Source organism: Streptomyces sp. NPDC090022, from assembly GCF_044748145.1.
Classification (GTDB): Bacteria; Actinomycetota; Actinomycetes; order Streptomycetales; family Streptomycetaceae; genus Streptomyces.
Genome location: NZ_JBIVFN010000003.1, coordinates 532,003 through 548,668, shown reverse-complemented (window position 1 = coordinate 548,668; position 16,666 = coordinate 532,003). Strand labels below are relative to the sequence as shown.

Here is a 16,666-nt window from a genome sequence, read left to right as displayed (position 1 = left end):
GGATCCACATCATGCGGTTCCAGCTCCTGGGGCCTTTGAGCATTGCGCACGGCCCCGAAACCGTCGTCCTCAAACCCTCGAAACCCACGAATCTGCTCGCCGCCCTCCTGTTGCACCCCGGTACGGTCGTCTCGGCCACCCATCTCCTGCACGCCGTGTGGGACGAGGAACCCCCCGCCACCGCGCGGGCGGCTCTGCAGACGTGCGTCCTGCGGCTGCGCAGGCTGTTCGCCAAGTACGGCATCTCGGCCACCACCATCGAGGCCGTGCCCGGTGGTTACCGCATGCGCGCCGACGCCCGCACGCTCGACCTCGTCGCCTTCCGCTCCCTCGCGGCCGGCGCCGCCGGCGCCACCGGCCGCGGCGAGGAGCTGTACCGGCTGCGCGAGGCACTGTCCCTGTGGCAGGGCCCGCCGCTCGCGAACGTGGCCTCGCGGCTGCTGCACCGGGACGCCGTGCCCGCGCTCGAACAGGAGCGGCTGCGGGTGCTGGAGCGGGTCTGCGACCTCGAACTGGCCGCCGGGAACTGCCATCAGGTCCTGGTCGACCTCTACGACACCGCGCGCCGGCACCCCGTGCGCGAGCGGTTCACCGAGCAGCTCATCGAGGCGCTCTACCGCACCGGCCGCCAGGCGGAGGCCCTCGCCGAGTACCGGACCGTACGCGACCGGCTGCGCGAGGAGCTCGGCATCGATCCCGGGGCAGGGCTCCAACGGCTGGAACTGGCCATCCTGCGCGCGGAGGAGCTCGGCGGCGGGCCCCGGCGGCCGCAGCTCCCGCGGACGGACGCCCCCGAGGCCGCCGACACCCCCGGGGCGGGCGGCACGGCGGGCAGGGCGGGCGGTCCGGGCGGCACCGGTGGGACCGGCACTCCGGCCCTGCCGGCCGCCCCGGTCCCGCCCGCGCCGCCCGCCCTGCCCGCCGGAACGCCGGCGGCCGGCGCGGCCCCGGTCCACCCCGTCCAGCCGCCGCCCGGCTTCGTGGGGCGCACGGCCGACCGCAGGGCCATGACGGCCCAGCTCGCGGCCGCCGACGGGCCCCGGCTGGTCGTGGTGTCCGGCGCGCCCGGCATCGGCAAGTCCGCGCTGGCCCACGCCTGCGCGTACGACGTACGGGACGGCTACCCCGGCGGGGTGCACGTGGTGCCGCTGGCCCGGCCGGACGGCACGTCCGTCACCGTCGAGGAGGCCCTCGGGCTGCTGCCCGGACCTGGCGGCGACGGGCGGCGGCTGGTCGTCCTCGACGACGCCGCGGGCGCCTGGCAGGTGCTGCCGCTGCTGCCCGCGGCCACCGCCGGGGACACCCGGGTGGTGATCACCAGCCGGCGCGGGCTGGCCGCCGTGGTCGCCACCCACGGCGGCGCCGTGCACCGGCTGGGCGTGCTGGCGGCCGGCGAGGCGTACGAGCTGCTGACCGGGCTGGTCGGCACCGCGCGGATCGCGTCCGAGCCGGAGGCCTCGGCCGAACTGGCCGCCGTGTGCGGCCACTTCCCGTTGGCGCTGCGCATCGCCGCCGGGCGGCTGCTGACCCGGCCGGGGCTGTCGGTGGCCGACTTCACCACCTGGCTGGCGCAGGACCCGCCGGCCCGGCTGGCGCTGGCGGAGGATCCCCGGCTGTCGGTGCCCGGGGTGTTCGGGCAGGCCGTGGCCGCGCTCGCCCCCGAGCTGCGCGAGGCGTTCCGGCGGCTGGGCGAGGGCGGGCCGGAGCAGGACCCCGGCGCGGTCGTGGACGAGTCCGTACTCGAACAGCTCGTGGAGGCCGGGCTGTTGGAGGACGGGCCGCCCGGCCCGTACCGACTGCACGCCCTGCTGCGGCTCTACGCGCGTCGGTACGCGGATCCGGACGCGCCCGGACGAAACCCGGACCGCACCCCTGCCCGGGCCTCTGACCAGACCTCTGACCGGACCCCCGACCGGGACCGCGTGCCGCCCGCCGCCGTGCGCTAGCGCCGCACAACCCGCCGCCCCGTTAGTCCCCGTGTCCCGGCCGCCACCGGCCCACCGCGTCCCGCTCCTCACCGCTCCCCTCCGCCCGCTCCCGCTCCCTCCGCCCGCTCCGCTGCCCCCGCTCCCCCTCCGCCCGCTCGCGTTCCCCCCTTCCCTCCCGACCGACCGCACCCAGGGGTGTCCCATGGCCCGAACGACCTATGAAGACCTCGCCGCGACCCGGCCCCGGATCCGCCGGGACGTGCTGTTCACGCGCACTCCGGACGGGGTGCTGTTCCACAACTCCGACGGCGGCTTCCGGCTCACCGCCGGCTCGGCCTACCGCTTCGCCACGCTGATCGTCCCCCACCTGACCGGTGAGCACACGGTCGCCGACCTCTGCGCCGGGCTCGGCGAGAAGCAGCGCGCCATGGTCTGCGATCTCGTCAAGACCCTCTACGAACGGGACTTCGCCCGCCCGGTGGCCGCACCGGAGCCCTCCGCCGCCCCGGCCCTGCCCGGCGCCGTGGCCCGCCGGTTCGCCCCGCAGATCGCCTACGCCGACCACTACGCCGACGACGCCGAAGCCCGGTTCCGCGCCTTCCGCGAGGCCCGGGTCGCCGTCCTCGGCGAGGACCTCGTGGCCCGCTGGTGCGTGCTCGGCCTGATACGCAACGGCTCCGCGGCCGTCGGCGTGCTGCCCGGCCTGGACACCGCCGAGGCACGCACCGAGGCGGCCGAGGCCGCGGCCGACGGCTGCCCCGCCGAGATCCGTGAACTGGCCCCGGGAGCGGACACGCCGGACTGGGCCGCGCTCGACGGCTACGACGTCGTCGTGGTCACCGGTGGCACGGCGGCGCCGGGACGGCTGCTGCCGCTGCTGCGGGCGGGCGTGCCCGAGGGCCGCACCCTGCTGGCGGCCTGGTCCTACGGCTCCCACGCGGTCATCGGTCCGCTGATGCGCCACGGCACCGCCGCCTGCTGGGCGTGCGCCGCGCTGCGGCTCGGCGCCGGAGCGGCCGCGGACGGCGCGGGCGCGGCGGCCGACCTGTGGAGCGCGCTGGCGCTGCCGGGCACCGCCCCGGTGGCCGGGGCCGAACCGGGCCGCCCGCTGGCCGCGATGATCGGCAACCAGCTCGCGTACGAGGTCTTCCGGGCCACCTCGGGCGCGCTGCCCGCCGAGACCGCCGGGCAGATCATCGTCCAGGACATGGAGTCCCTGGACGTCTCCGCCGAACCGCTCCTGCCCCACCCGCGCTGCCCGTTGTGCGCCGGGCAGGGCCCCGCGGCCGAGGAGGAGACGGCGCGGGCCGCCGCGCGCCCGGTGCGGCTGACGGAGGCCGGTACCTCCGGCGCGCCCGCCCTGCCGACCCTCGCCACCGCCCGTGACGCCGACGCGCTCGTCGAGGAGCTGAACCGGCGCTCGGTGCTGGTGCGGCCGTACGCGGGGGTGTTCACCCGGTACGCGGACGAGCCGCTGACCCAGATCCCGCTGAAGCTGAGCGTGGTCGAGCTGGGTGTCGGGCACGCGGGCCCCCGCGGGATCGCCGCCTTCGACGTGCACCACGTCGCGGGCGCCCGGATGCGGGCCCTGGACGCCGCCGCCCTCGCCTACGCCGAGCACGTGGTGCCCGCGCGGGGGCTGGTGGACGCCGGCCGCGGCCGGCCCGCCGAGGCGCTGGCCCTCGCCTCCGGGGTGCCGGGGGAGGTCACCGCCCACCTGCAGGGCGTCTCGCTGGTGACCAAGGAGCCGGTGCTCGTCCCGGCCGGTGCGGTCCGCCCGTTCGGGCCGCACAACACCGGACGGCTCTTCGAGCGCACCCGCGCCGGTGCGGGCGCCGGCCCCGCCCTCGCGGACGCGGCCGCCGCCGGGCTGCTCTCCGCCCTGGCCCACGACGCGCTGCTGCGGGCCGTACGCGGCGCGGCGGCCCGTACCGTGCCCCTTGTGGAGGGGAGGGACTGCGAGGGTGCCGAGGGTGCCGAGGGGGCGCACGCCGAACTCACCTTCCTGATCCGGTCGGCGGACCGCCTGCGGACCCCCGTCGAGCTGCTGGACCTGGGCGAGGACCGGGTGACCGGCGTGCACGTGCTGCTGGCCCGCTCCGGCGCCCGCTGGGCGGTCGGCGCCGACCTGGACCGCGCCGCCGCCGCCGTGGCCGCGCTGCGGGACCTGCTGGGCGCGGTGCAGTACGAGGCGGACGCGGCGGCCGGGGCCACGGCGGCCGACACCGGCGACCCGCTGCTGGGCGACCTGGACCCGCGGGCACTGACCGTCGACGGGCCCGCCCCCGACCCGGCCGGGGTGGACGTGCCGGGCTGGACCGAGGTGCTGGAGCGGCTGGCGGCGGCCGGACGCGACGCCTACGTGGTGCCGACCGGCTCGGCGGACCTGGCCGCGGCCGGACTGCACACGGTCCGCGTGCTGCTCACGGCGGTGCGGGAGCCCGGCGATGACGCCTGATCTCGAGGCGGGGCTGGGGGCGGGGGCCGCGGCGCGGTTCGGCGCCCTGCTGGGCCGGTCCCTGGACGCCCTGGGCGCGGCGCCGGTACGGCTGTCGGTGCTGGGCCTGCACGACGCGTTCACCGCCCCGGTCCCCGCCCCGGACGCGGCGGACGACACCGCCGTGTCCGTCCATCTGTACGGCCACCAGGCGGTGGTCGGGGCGCCCGGCGGGTGCCCGCGCTGTCTGGAGCGGCGCTGGCAGGCGGTCCGGTCGGTGGCCCTGCGCGACGCGCTGGAGCTCGGCGGCGGCACCCGGCCGGCGGGTGAGTGGCCGTACGCGCACGCCTTCGCCGCGCAGGCGCTGGCCGCCCTGGTGGCCGCCGTCGCGGCCGCCCCCGCCGCCCCGGCCGCCACCGGGGTGTTCGGCGACGTACGGCTGATGGACCTGCGCGACGGCACGGTCCGGCGCTATCCGCTGGTCCCGGACCCCGAGTGCCCCCGGTGCGCCGCTCCGGAGGCCGACGGGCCGGGCGCGCCGGCGATCGGGGCCGCCCCCAAGTACCGGCCGGGGGTGTTCCGTACCCGGCCGATCGAGTCGTACGGGATCGACGTGGCGGCCTTCGCCAACCCGCTGTGCGGTGCGCTGGGGCCGTCGCTGGTGCAGGACGTCTCCTCCACGTCCACGTCGGCGACCATCGGCTGCTTCTCGATGCGGTCGGGGGAATACCTGCGCGAGACGTTCTGGGGCGGGCACACCGACTCCTTCGGCCGTAGCGCTCGGGTCGGGGTGCTGGAGGGCCTGGAGCGGTACGCCGGCATGCGCGCCCGCTCGCGCACGACCAGTGTCCGGGCCTCGCTGACCGCCCTGGGCTCCGCGGCCGTGGACCCGCGCGAGGTCGGGCTGTACGACGAGGCGTTCCACCGGGTCAACCCGCGGGTGCGGCCCTTCGACCCGGACCGCGAGATCCCCTGGGTGTGGGGCTGGTCGCTGCGCGACGAGGAACCGCGGCTGGTGCCCGAGATCCTGACGTACTATCACGCGCCGGGCCTGGAGAACCGGTTCGTACAGGAGAGCTCCAACGGCTGTGCGTCGGGCGGGAGTCTGGCCGAGGCCTGCTACTTCGGGCTGATGGAGGTCGTGGAGCGGGACGCGTTCCTGCTCACCTGGTACGGGCGGCAGGCGCTGCCCGAGATCGACGCGTCCAGCAGCGCGCGGTCGGCCACCCGGGCCATGGTCGACCGGCTGGCGATGTACGGCTACCGGGCGCGGTTCTTCGACACCCGGATCACCTTCCCGATCCCCGTGGTGACGGCGGTCGCCGAGCGGTTCGACGGCGGACCGGGGCGGATGTGCTTCGGCGCGGGGGCCGGGCTCGACCCGGAGTCGGCGCTCGACTCCGCGCTGTGCGAGATCGCGACCGACGCCGTGAACCTGCCCGGGCGCACCGAGCGCGACGAGGCGCGGCTGCGGGCCATGGCCGCCGATTTCGACCTGGTGACGGCGCTGCACGACCATCCCCTGGTGTACGGGGTCCCGGAGATGGGCCGGCACGCCGACTTCCTGCTGCGGGCGCCGCAGGGCCGGCTCCGCGAGGTGGCGGACCTGCGGTGGCCCGACGCGTCGGGCGCGGCCGCCTCGGACGACGTACGCGAGGACCTGCGGCGCTGCGTGGCGGCGGTGGGCGGGGCCGGGTTCGACGTGGTGGTGGTCGACCAGAGCCTGCCCGAGCAGCGGGCGCTGGGCCTGCACACGGTGAGCGTGCTGGTCCCCGGACTGCTGCCGATCGACTTCGGCCGCTCGCGGCAGCGGGCGCTGGGCATGCCCCGGCTGCGGACCGCGCTGCGCGCGGCCGGACTGCGCTCGCGCGACCTGGAACCGGGCGACTTCAACCCGGCGCCGCATCCCTTCCCGTGACCCGGCCGCCAGCGGCTTCCCAGACGAACGCAGGAGGAACCGTGGGCTACGCCCATGCTTACGCCAACGACATCATGTACCGCGGCCGGATACCGATGGAGCCCGCGGACTTCGTGCCGGACTGGGCCGACCGGCCCCGGAAGGCGAAGTTCTATCCGGGTGCGGAGACCTTCCCGCTGCCCGCGGCGCCCGCGGCCGCCGCGGCTCCCGGAGCGGGCGGACGGCGGGGTTTCACGCTGCCGCTGCTCGGCGGGATGCTCCAGGACTCGTACGGGTTCACCGGGCGGCGGCTGGCCGTGCAGGCCAACACCGACCTGGCGGCGCTGCCCCACTACACGCACGCCAACTGGTCGCGGGGCACGGCCTCGGGCGGCGGGCTGTACCCGGTCAGCGTCTACTGGGCGGCCGGGGCGGGCGGACCGTTCATGCCCGGCGTGTACCACTACACCCCGCACCACCACGCGATGCGCAGGCTGCTGACGGGCGATGTCACCGGTGAGGTGCGCGCGGCGCTCGGAGCGGGAGCGGGCGGAGCGGACGGCGGCGCCGGCCAGTACCTGATCCTGGGGGTGAAGTACTGGCAGAACGCCTTCAAGTACAACAGCTTCTCCTTCCACGCCGTGAGCATGGACGTCGGCGCGCTGCTGCAGACCTGGCGGCTGTGGGCGCACGGGCAGGGCTTGCGGATCGCGCCCGCGCTCTGGTTCGACGAGGAGCGGCTGGCGGCGCTGCTGGGGGTCGAGTCCCGGGACGAGGGGGTCTTCGCGGTCCTGCCGCTGGAGTGGGCGGACGCCGCCCCCGCCCCGGCCGCCTCGGCCGCCTCGACGGACGCCGCGCCCGCCGTGCGCCGCCGGGATCGCGAACGCTCCCGTACGGTCCTGGAGTTCGAGACCCTGCACCGTATCCACGAGGCCACCCTCGGCCGGGCCGCCGACCGCCCGGCACCGCACGCGCTGGACGCGGCCGCCGCCTTCCCGGTACGCGGAACCGACCCGCTCGCGCTGCCCGCCGTCCCCGACGCAGCCCTGGACACCGCGGCCGCCCTGCGGGCCCGGCGCAGCAGCTTCGGCCGCTTCGAGGCGAGCCGTCCGCTCGGCGCGCCGGAGCTCGCGGCCACCCTGGCGGCGTGCGCGCGGACCTCGGTCGGCTGTGAGGCCGAGCGGCCGGACGGGCCCCGGCTGACCGCCCTGTACGCCTTCGTCAACCATGTGGAGGGCATCGAGCCGGGGACGTACGCCTACGATCCCGGGGCCCACACGCTGCGCCTGGTGGCCGCCGGCCCGCCCGGACCGTTCCTCCAGCGCACCTACTTCCTCTCCAACTACAACCTGGAGCAGGCGGCCGCGGTCGTCGTCCCGACGGTGCGGACCACCGCGGTCCTCGACGCGGTCGGCGACCGGGGCTACCGGCTGGTCAACGCGACGATCGGCGCGGTCGCGCAGACCTTCTACACCACCGCGGCCGCCCACGGCCTCGGCGCCGGCGTGGCACTCGGCTTCGACAACGTCGCCTACGTGGAGGAGCTGGGGCTGTCCGGGACCGACGAGGCCCCGCTGCTGATCATGCTGCTCGGTCACGAGCGGCCGCGGCCGGCCGACTTCCGGCACGAGATCGCCTGAGGGGAGCGGACACCACCATGAACGACATCGACGACCCCACCACGCGCTGGCACGTGGGCGAGCACTTCATGCTGCGCGTGGCCGGACTGCCGCTGGCCCGCGTCGACGCCCTGCGCTGCCCGGACACCGCGAGCTGGGCGGCGGAGGTCCTCGCGGCCGAGGAGGAGCTCGGCGCGGACGCGGAGCGGCTCGGCGAGCTGCTGCACCGGGCGGTGGGCGCCACCGATCCCGCGCCCGACGGCCCGGGCTCCGTGCAGCGGCGGGAGCTGCTGCGGCTGCGGCGCCAGATCCACAACGGCCGGCCGCCGTCGCGGCCCGAGGACGCGGTGGCGGCCCTGGCGGCCGTCGACGCGGCGGCCGGTGAGGAGCTGGCCGGCTGGCTGCGCCGGCGCCGCCACCTGGAGAAGCTGCTGGCGGACGGGCCGGCGCTGCTGACCGGCGATCTGGCCCGGGCCCGGGCCGCGCTGCGCGGCCTGCTGACGGACGACCGGCTGCGGATGGGGCTGCTGCTGGCCTCGCCGGTGCTGGAGGGCCAGCTCGACGGGTACCTGGCCGCGACGGGGACTGCGACCGGGACGCCCACCGGGCGGGCTCGCAAGGCGGAGCGCTCGGCGCTGAGTTACGTCTACCGTACGGCGTGCAAGACCAGCCCGTTCAGTACGTTCACCGCCGTCGCCACCGGCCGGTTCACCGGGGACGGCGGCCGGACCCCGCCCGTCCTGCGGGTGGCGGACGACTGGACCGGCCATGTGCGGCTCAACGTGGTGGTGCTGGCGCGGCTGGCCGAGCTGATCCTGGCCGACCCGGTCCGGCGCCGGGACCTGCCGCTGCGGCTCGCCTCCGGCTGGGGCCACGAGGAGGACCGGATCCGCTACGTGCGGCGCTCGGTCACGGCCGGCGACGACTCGGCGGCGGTCACCTTCGACGCCGTCCGCGACCGGCTGTTCTTCCTGCGCCGCAGCGGGACCCTGGACCGGCTGCTGGCGCTGTTCGCCGACCGCGGCGAGCTGCGCCACCAGGAACTCGCCGGCTGGCTGGCCGCCGAGCACGGCGCCGGCGAGGAGGACTGCGAGGCGTACATCGCCGCGCTGCTCGAGCTCGGCATGGTCCGGGTGCCGTGTCTGGACACCGAGGTGCACAGCGGCGACCCGCTGCGCTCCTTCCAGCGCGCGCTGACCGACCTGGCCGCCCCGTGGGCACGGCGGCTGACGGCCCTGCTCGACGCGCCCGCCGAGGCCCTGGAACGCTACCCGGACGCCGGCCACGGCGAACGCCTCGACCTGCTGCGGGCCGTGCGCTCCGGGCTGCGCCGGGCGCAGGAGGAACTGGGCGCGCCGGACGCGGCCCTGCCGCAGACGCTGCTGTACGAGGACGTGAGCGCGGGCCGCGACCTGCCCTTCCCGGCGCCCGACTGGGCCGGGCTGCGCTCGGTCGAGCGGATCCTGCCGGCCTTCGACCTCACCCTGGCGCAGCGGATCACCTTCGAGGGGTTCTTCACGGCCCGCTACGGGGCCGGCGGGCGCTGCGAGGACCTGCTGGGCCTGGTCCACGACTTCCACGAGGACTTCTTCGACCAGTACCTGTCGTTCACCGCCCGCCGCAGGCCGTTCGACGAGCGCGGCGCGTACGTGGCCGAGGAGAACTGGCTGGGGCTGGCGGGCATCCGGGCCCTGGACGCCTCCCGCCGGGCGTTCGTCGCCCGGATGCGGGCGGCCTGGTCGGCGTACGGGGACGGCACGGGCGAGCGGGGAGGCGGTGAACTGCGGCTGACCGACGCCGACATCGACGCGGTCGCCACCGAACTCGCCCCCGTGGTCACCGGGTTCGCCCCGCGCTGTCACCACCTCCAGCTGGCCCGCGACCCGGGCACGGGCGCCCCGCTGACGGTGCTCAACCGCGCGTACGGCGGACTGGCCTTCCCCTTCAGCCGGTTCACGCACGTGTACGACGGCTCCGAAGCCCCGTCCCTCTCCGAGGAGCTGCGGGCGACGGCCGCCGGTGTGACGCCCGAGGGCGCGGTGTTCGCGGAGGTGACCGGCGGGCCGGTGACCACCAATCTGAACCTGCACGGCCGGCTGACGGAGTACGAGATCGTCTGCCCCGGCGAGAGCGGCACCCTGCCCGAGGACCGGCGGCTGCACCTGGACGACCTGTACGCCGCGCACGACGTGGCGACCGGCCGGGTGCCCTTGCGCTCCCACCGGCTCGGCCGCCAGGTGATCCCCGTCTATCTGGGCTACCTGGTGCCGCTGGCGCTGCCGGCGATCCCGCGCACCCTGCTGCTGCTCTCGCCGTCGTCGATGTCCCCGCTGGACGTGTGGGCGGGCGTGCCGGAGGGTCCCGCCCGGGACGGGGTGACGACGCGCCCGCGCGTCGTCCACGGCGACGTGGTGCTCAGCCGCCGCAGCTGGACCACCACCGCCGGCGACCTGCCCGTCCACGGCGCCCTGGAGGCGGACCACTTCCTCGAGTGGCAGCGGTGGCGGCGTACGCACGGCCTGCCGGAGCGGGTGTTCGCGACCGTGTCGGCGGGAGCCTCGGCCGCCGGCGCGAAGCCGGCGTACGTGGACTTCGCCGGCCTGCTCTCGCTCTCGGCGTTCGAGACGCTGCTGCGCGACCCCTCCCACCGGGTCGTCTTCCGCGAGATGCTCCCGGACCCCGGCTCCCTGCACACCTCGTCGGCGGACGGCGCGCACGTCGCCGAGCTGGCGGTGGAGACCTTCACGACCACGACCGTCCGAGCCCAGGAGGGCGACGCCCGATGCCGAAGCTGACCACCCCGACCGCGGCCGCCGGTCAGGCGGCATCCGCCGGACCGGGCGAGACCCGCGGTGCCTGGCAGGCGCTGCACGTCTTCTACGCCGCCAATCCGCAGCCGCTGCTGGTGAACTGCGTCCGTCCGCTGATCGCGGAGCTGTCCGCCGAGGGTCTGCTGGCGGGGCATTTCTTCATCAACTACTGGCTGGAGGGCCCGCACGTACGGCTGCGGCTGCGGCCGGCGACGCCCGCGGCGGAGCCGGAGGTCCGGCGGCGCGCCGAGGAGGCCGTGACCGCCTTCCTGCGGACCCGGCCGGCCCTCTACGAGGTGGATTCCGGATTCCTCAACGAGTTCTACAACACCCTTTTCGACATCGAGTTCCCCGAGGGCGACCGGGCCGCGTTCATGGGACCGGACGGCCGGATGAACCTGCGGCCGAACAATTCGTTCTCCTACGAACCGTACGAGCCGGAATTCGGGAAATACGGCGGACCGGCCGGAATCGAGCTCGCGGAATGGCATTTCGCGCACTCCAGCGACCTGGTGATCGACGCCCTGCGCCGGATGAACCTGCACCTGCGCACCGTGCTGCTGGGCACCTCGGCGCAGCTGATGATGGTGATGGCCGGGGTGTTCCTGCCCGACCGTGAGGAGCTCGGCGACTACCTGGACCGCTACTACACGTTCTGGCACCAGGCGTTCCCGGGCACCGGGTTCATCGGCTCCGGCGAGTACGACCGTACGTACGCGCAGACCGCTCCGGGGCTGGCGCGCCGCTTCGCCGCCGTGCGCGAGGCCCTCGCCGGACAGGACACCGTGCGGCTGCCCGCGTTCCTGGCGGGCTGGGCCGAGCACTGCCGTGAGCTGCGGGAGCGGGCCGAGGCCCTGGCCGTCGGCGGGGAGCTGGTCTTCCGGTCCTGGGACGGCACCCGCGACGAGCGGGTGACCGATCCGGCACAGGCCCTGCCGCGGCTGCTCTCCCCGTACATGCACATGACCAACAACCGGCTGCACGTGACGATCCGGGACGAGGCCTACCTGGCGCACCTGCTGGGCCGGGTGCTGCGCGAGGGCCCGGCGGGGAGCGCGCCGTGACCGGCGGCCGGGCCCCCTCGCTGCTGGAGCACCGGCCGGCGCTGCGCCCGGACGTGCTGCTCTCGCCGCCGCTCCTGAACGGTCCGGCCACCGTCCACCTGGTCAAGGACCCGGTGTCGGGGGCGGCCTTCGAGATCGGGCCGAAGGAGTACTTCCTGATCTCGCGGCTCGACGGCTCGCGCAGCCTCGGCGAGATCGGCGGCGCGTACGGCCTGGCCTTCGGCCGCCGGCTCGACGAGCGCAACTGGCAGCAGCTGCTGGCGCTGCTCGGCAGCCGGCGCCTGCTGTCGGGCGGCCCGCCGCCGGAGCCGGCCGCCCCGCGCACCCGCCAGCTGGAGGGCGGGCTGCTGCGCGGCAGCCTGCGGCTGGTGGCGGACGCCGACGCGGCCACCACGCGCCTGCACCGGGGCTTGCGGCCCCTGCTGCACCCGGTGGTGCTGGGCGCGCTGCTGCTGGTCTGCCTGGCCATGGAGGCCGTGCTGATCGCCGGGGCCGGGCGGCTGGCCGGTGACCTGCTGTGGCTGCTGGGCCATCCCGTGGGGATCCTGGCCGTGGCCACGCTGCTGTGGCTGAGCACCGCGCTGCACGAGTTCGCGCACGGGGTGGCCGCCACCCATGTCGGGGGCACGGTCGGCGAGATCGGGCTGCGCTGGCGGCTCCCGGTGGCGATCATGTACTGCCGGGTCGACAACTACCGGTACCTGCCGCGCCGCCGGGACCAGCTGGCGGTGGCCGGCGCGGGCGCCTTCGCCAACCTGCTGTTCCTGCTGCCGTTCTGCGTGTGGTGGGCGGCCCTGCCCGCCGACGACCCCACCGGCCGCACGCTCTCCGCGCTGCTGCTGCTCGGCAGTGCGCAGGCCCTGGTCAACCTGGTGCCGCTGCCCCCGCTCGACGGGTACACGCTGCTGGGTCACGCGCTGCGGGTGACCCGGCTCGCACCGGCGTCCGCCGCGTACGTACGGCTGCGCACGCCCGACCGGGCCGCGTACCCGGCGCGGGCCCGCCGGGTCTACCTCGGCTACGCCCTCGGATCGGCCCTGACCGTGGCCCTGCTGGCGGCCGCGCTCACCGGGGCGGTCTGGTACGCGCTGACCCGCTGACCCGCTGACCCCACGAGCCCACCATCCACCGACCCATCCCGACCGAACACCACCTCGAACACCACCCCGACCACCCACACCGAGGGACGCACCACCCATGACAACTGACAGCACCCGGTCGCCCGGATCCCCGGCGATCTCCGTACAGGACGTGACCAAACGCTACGGCGACCGCCAGGCCGTGGCGGGGGTGTCCCTCGACGTGCGCCGCGGCGAGTTCCTGGGCCTCCTCGGCCCGAACGGCGCGGGCAAGACCACCCTCATCGAGATCATGGAGGGCCTGCGGGAGGCGGACTCCGGCACCGTACGCGTGCTCGGCCAGAGCCCGTGGCCGCGCAACACCGCGCTGCTGCCGCGGATCGGCGTACAGACCCAGGCCTCGGCCTTCTTCGTCCGGCAGACCGCGCGCGAGCACCTGGTGACCGTGGCCGGGCTCTACCGGGCGGAGCCGGCGGCCGCGGACCGCACCCTGGCGCTGGTCGGGCTGACCGAGCAGCGCGACGTCCTGGTCGAGAACCTCTCCGGCGGGCAGCGCCAGCGGCTCGCGATCGCCTCCGCGCTGGTCCACGGCCCCGAGCTGATCTTCCTGGACGAGCCGACCGCGGCGCTCGACCCGCAGGCCCGCCGCGACCTGTGGGAGGTGCTGCGCACGCTCAAGGGCGAGGGGCGCACCATCGTCTACACCACCCACCACCTCGACGAGGCCGAGGCGCTGTGCGACCGGGTCGCCATCCTCGTCGCGGGCCGGATCGCCGCCCTGGACTCCCCGCACCAGCTGGTGACCGCGGCCGGAGCACCGTCCCGGCTGCTGCTGCCGGCCGGCCGGATCGACGTCGAGCGGGCCGCGGGCCTGCCCGGCGTCGACCGGGCGAGCGTCCAGGGCGGTTCGCTGGTCCTGGAGACCGCCTCCCCCGGCCGGGTGCTGCAGGCCGTCGACGCCCTGACGGGACTCGACGGCGTGCTGACCCGTACCGCCACCCTCGAGGACGTCTACCTCGAACTCACCGGCGCCGCCCACGCGTCCGACCACACCCCCACCGCCACGGAGTACCAGGCATGAGCGCGTACACGGCCCTGACCGCGGCCGGCTACCGGGCGCAGGTCCGGGACAAGGCCACCCTTTTCTTCACCTTCGCCTTCCCCCTCCTCTTCCTGGTCGTCTTCGGCCTGATCTTCAGCGGCCAGGACGTCGAGGAGTCCGGCCGCCCGTACATCTCCTACATCGCCCCCGGCGTGATGTCGTGGGGTGTCGCCAACGCGGCCGTCTTCGGTATCGCGTTCACCCTGATGCAGTGGCGGCGCGACGACCTGCTGCGGCTGATCCGGCTGACGCCGACGCCGCTGACCACTGTGCTGGCCTCGCGGTACGTACTGGCCGTGGCCGTCGGGGTGGTGCAGGCGGCGGTGTTCGTCGCCGTGGCGATGCTGCCCGGGTTCGGCCTGGACCTGGACGCGCGGTGGCCGCTCGTGCTGCCCGTCCTGGTGCTGGGCATCACCGCGTTCATGGCGATCGGCGTGATCGTCGGGACGTACGCGAACACGCCGGAGGCGGTCGCCGCCATCGCCAACTGCATGATGGTGCCGATGGCGTTCCTGTCCGGGTCCTTCCTGCCGCTGGACCTGATGCCCGACTGGCTCCAGCAGGTCTCCCGGGTCCTGCCGCTGCGCTACCTCAACGACGCGGCGAGCGCGGCGCTGACCGGCAGCGGGTCGGTGGGCACGATCGGCATCGGGTGCGCGGCGCTGCTCGGGTTCGCGCTGGTCTTCGGCGCGATCGGGCTGAAGACCTTCCGCTGGAGCAACCGGACATGACGGCATCCACGCCCCTGCCCGCCGCCGCCCCTCCCGCGGCGCGCGCCGACGTGACCCCGCTGGAGGCGGCCCGCGTGCAGCTGGCGCGGGCCCTGGCCGACCGGGGCGCGGACGTGGTGACCCTGGGCGTCCACGACGCCCTCGGGCCGCGCGCCGCCGACCCGTTCGCCGCGACGCGGCCCGCCGCGACCGTGCACCTGAGCGCCCAGGCCGTGCTCGTCGGCCCGTGGGGCGGCGACGGCGGCGCGCCCGCGTGCGGTCAGTGCCTGGCCATGCGCTGGCAGCGGCTGCGCAGCCGCAGCGAGCGCGACGCCCTGGAGACCGGCACCGGGGAGGTCACGGCGGCCGGCGGCCCCTGGCCGCGGCTCTCGCCGTTCGCCCTGGACGCGGCGTACGCGCTGCACGCCGCCGTCCTCGGCGGGTCGGTGCGGGCGCCGGGACCCGAGGACGCCGACCGGGCCCTGCCCCAGGTGTCCCGGCTGGACCTGCGGACGTTCCAGGTGCGGACGTATCCGCTGCTCGCCGATCCGCTGTGTCCCGCCTGCGGGCCGCGCGGCGCGGACGCCCCGGAGCCGTTCACCCCGCGGGCCCGGCCCAAACCGGCGCCGGGCGCCCAGCGGTTGCGGGCGGCCTCCTCGTACCCGATGCCGTACGCGGCGCTCGCCAACCCGGTGTCCGGGGTGCTGGGCGGCGGAACCTGGATCAACGTCACCTCGCCGACGACGGCGCCGGTCGCGGGCAGCGTGTTCATGCGCGGATACGCGGGCCTGACCGACGTGACGTGGAGCGGGCAGGCCAACAGCTTCACGGCCAGCCGGGACCTGGCGTACCTGGAGGGGCTGGAGCGGTACGCGGGCACCCACCGGCGCACCGGGAGCACCCTGCTGACGGCCTCGTTCGCGGAGCTGGGCGAGCGGGCGCTGGACCCGGCCGCGTGCGGGTTCTACCCGCCGCAGACCTACCGGGACGATCCGCTGGTCTCGCCGTTCGATCCCGAGCGGCCGATTCCGTGGGTGTACGGGCACTCGCTGCGCGACGACCGGCCGGTGCTGGTGCCGGCCCGGCTGGTGCACTACAGCGCGGGGCTCGCGGCGGACAACTTCGTCTTCGAGTGCTCCAACGGCTGCGCCATCGGCAGCTGCCCGGAGGAGGCGCTGCTGGGGGCACTGCTCGAACTGGTCGAGCGGGACGCGTTCCTGCTGGCCTGGTACGGCGGCCTGCCGCTGACCGAGATCGACCTGGCGTCCGTGCCGGGCCCGGCGGTGCGCACGATGGCGGACCGGGCGGCCCTCCAGGGGTACGACGTGCACGCCTTCGACAACCGGATCGACCTGGGGATCCCGGTCGTGACGGCGCTGGCGGTACGGCGCGACGGCGGGCCGGGGCTGTTCTCCTTCGGGGCGGGCGCCGCGCTGGACCCGGCGGCGGCCGTGGAGGCCGCGCTGTCGGAGGTGCTGACGTACATCCCGCACCTGCCGGGGCAGGTGGCCGGGCGACGCGCCGAACTGGAGGCGATGGCGGCCGACTTCGGCCGGGTCCGGCATCTGAAGGACCACGCCCAGCTGTACGGCCTGCCAAAGATGGCGCCGTACGTCCGTCCGTACCTGGAGCCGGTGGCGGTGCGTCCGCTGGAGGCGGTCTTCGGCCGGCGGCCGGTGACGGACGATCTGCGCGAGGATCTGGCCCTGGTCGTCGACGCGTTGACGGGGGCCGGGCACGACGTGATCGTCGTGGACCAGACGACGCCCGAGCAGCGCCGGATCGGGCTGCACACCGTGTGCGCGGTGGTGCCGGGGCTGCTGCCGATCGACTTCGGCTGGTCGCGGCAGCGGGCGCCGTACATGCCGCGGCTGCGGACGGCGGCCCGGCGGGCGGGGCTGCGCGAGCACGACCTGACGGACGCCGAGATCAGGATGGTGCCGCACCCGTTCCCGTGAGGCCGCGGCAACGGCGACGGCATGCGGATGCCCCCGGCCCCCCGGAGTCCATCACCGGGGGC

10 protein-coding genes are annotated in these 16,666 nt (G+C 75.8%); all 10 read left to right on the top strand.

Annotated elements, in window-relative coordinates; all coding sequences use genetic code 11:
- Positions 1-11 precede the first annotated feature (11 nt).
- Positions 12-1,946, top strand: a complete 1,935-nt coding sequence (locus ACIPXB_RS10260; RefSeq protein ID WP_401447075.1) for a BTAD domain-containing putative transcriptional regulator — start codon at positions 12-14, stop codon at positions 1,944-1,946.
- A 184-nt stretch (positions 1,947-2,130) separates the two neighbouring features.
- On the top strand, positions 2,131-4,386 hold the full coding sequence (locus ACIPXB_RS10255; protein ID WP_401447072.1) for a TOMM precursor leader peptide-binding protein: 2,256 nt from the start codon (positions 2,131-2,133) through the stop codon (positions 4,384-4,386).
- Complete coding sequence (locus tag ACIPXB_RS10250; protein WP_401447070.1) at positions 4,376-6,283, top strand: TOMM precursor leader peptide-binding protein; 1,908 nt, start codon at positions 4,376-4,378, stop codon at positions 6,281-6,283. Before ACIPXB_RS10255 ends, ACIPXB_RS10250 begins: the two co-directional genes overlap by 11 nt.
- 41 nt (positions 6,284-6,324) lie before the next feature.
- Complete coding sequence (locus ACIPXB_RS10245) at positions 6,325-7,902, top strand: SagB family peptide dehydrogenase (RefSeq protein ID WP_401447068.1); 1,578 nt, start codon at positions 6,325-6,327, stop codon at positions 7,900-7,902.
- Positions 7,903-7,919: 17 nt separating this feature from the next.
- The gene (locus tag ACIPXB_RS10240; protein WP_401447067.1) at positions 7,920-10,676 is read left to right on the top strand and encodes a lantibiotic dehydratase; all 2,757 of its coding nucleotides are present in this window, start codon (positions 7,920-7,922) and stop codon (positions 10,674-10,676) included.
- Positions 10,664-11,755: a lantibiotic dehydratase C-terminal domain-containing protein gene (locus ACIPXB_RS10235; protein ID WP_401447065.1), complete on the top strand. Its 1,092-nt coding sequence runs from the start codon at positions 10,664-10,666 to the stop codon at positions 11,753-11,755. The genes ACIPXB_RS10240 and ACIPXB_RS10235 overlap by 13 nt, the downstream gene beginning before the upstream one ends.
- Positions 11,752-12,855 carry a peptidase M50 gene (locus tag ACIPXB_RS10230; protein WP_401447063.1) on the top strand — a complete coding sequence of 368 codons (1,104 nt, stop codon included), beginning with the start codon at positions 11,752-11,754 and terminating at the stop codon, positions 12,853-12,855. Before ACIPXB_RS10235 ends, ACIPXB_RS10230 begins: the two co-directional genes overlap by 4 nt.
- 97 nt (positions 12,856-12,952) lie before the next feature.
- Positions 12,953-13,915, top strand: coding sequence for an ABC transporter ATP-binding protein (locus ACIPXB_RS10225; protein ID WP_401447060.1), 963 nt, complete (start codon positions 12,953-12,955; stop codon positions 13,913-13,915).
- The gene (locus ACIPXB_RS10220; protein WP_401447059.1) at positions 13,912-14,667 is read left to right on the top strand and encodes an ABC transporter permease; all 756 of its coding nucleotides are present in this window, start codon (positions 13,912-13,914) and stop codon (positions 14,665-14,667) included. The genes ACIPXB_RS10225 and ACIPXB_RS10220 overlap by 4 nt, the downstream gene beginning before the upstream one ends.
- The gene (locus ACIPXB_RS10215; RefSeq protein WP_401447058.1) at positions 14,664-16,604 is read left to right on the top strand and encodes a TOMM precursor leader peptide-binding protein; all 1,941 of its coding nucleotides are present in this window, start codon (positions 14,664-14,666) and stop codon (positions 16,602-16,604) included. Before ACIPXB_RS10220 ends, ACIPXB_RS10215 begins: the two co-directional genes overlap by 4 nt.
- The last annotated feature ends 62 nt before the right edge of the window (positions 16,605-16,666 follow it).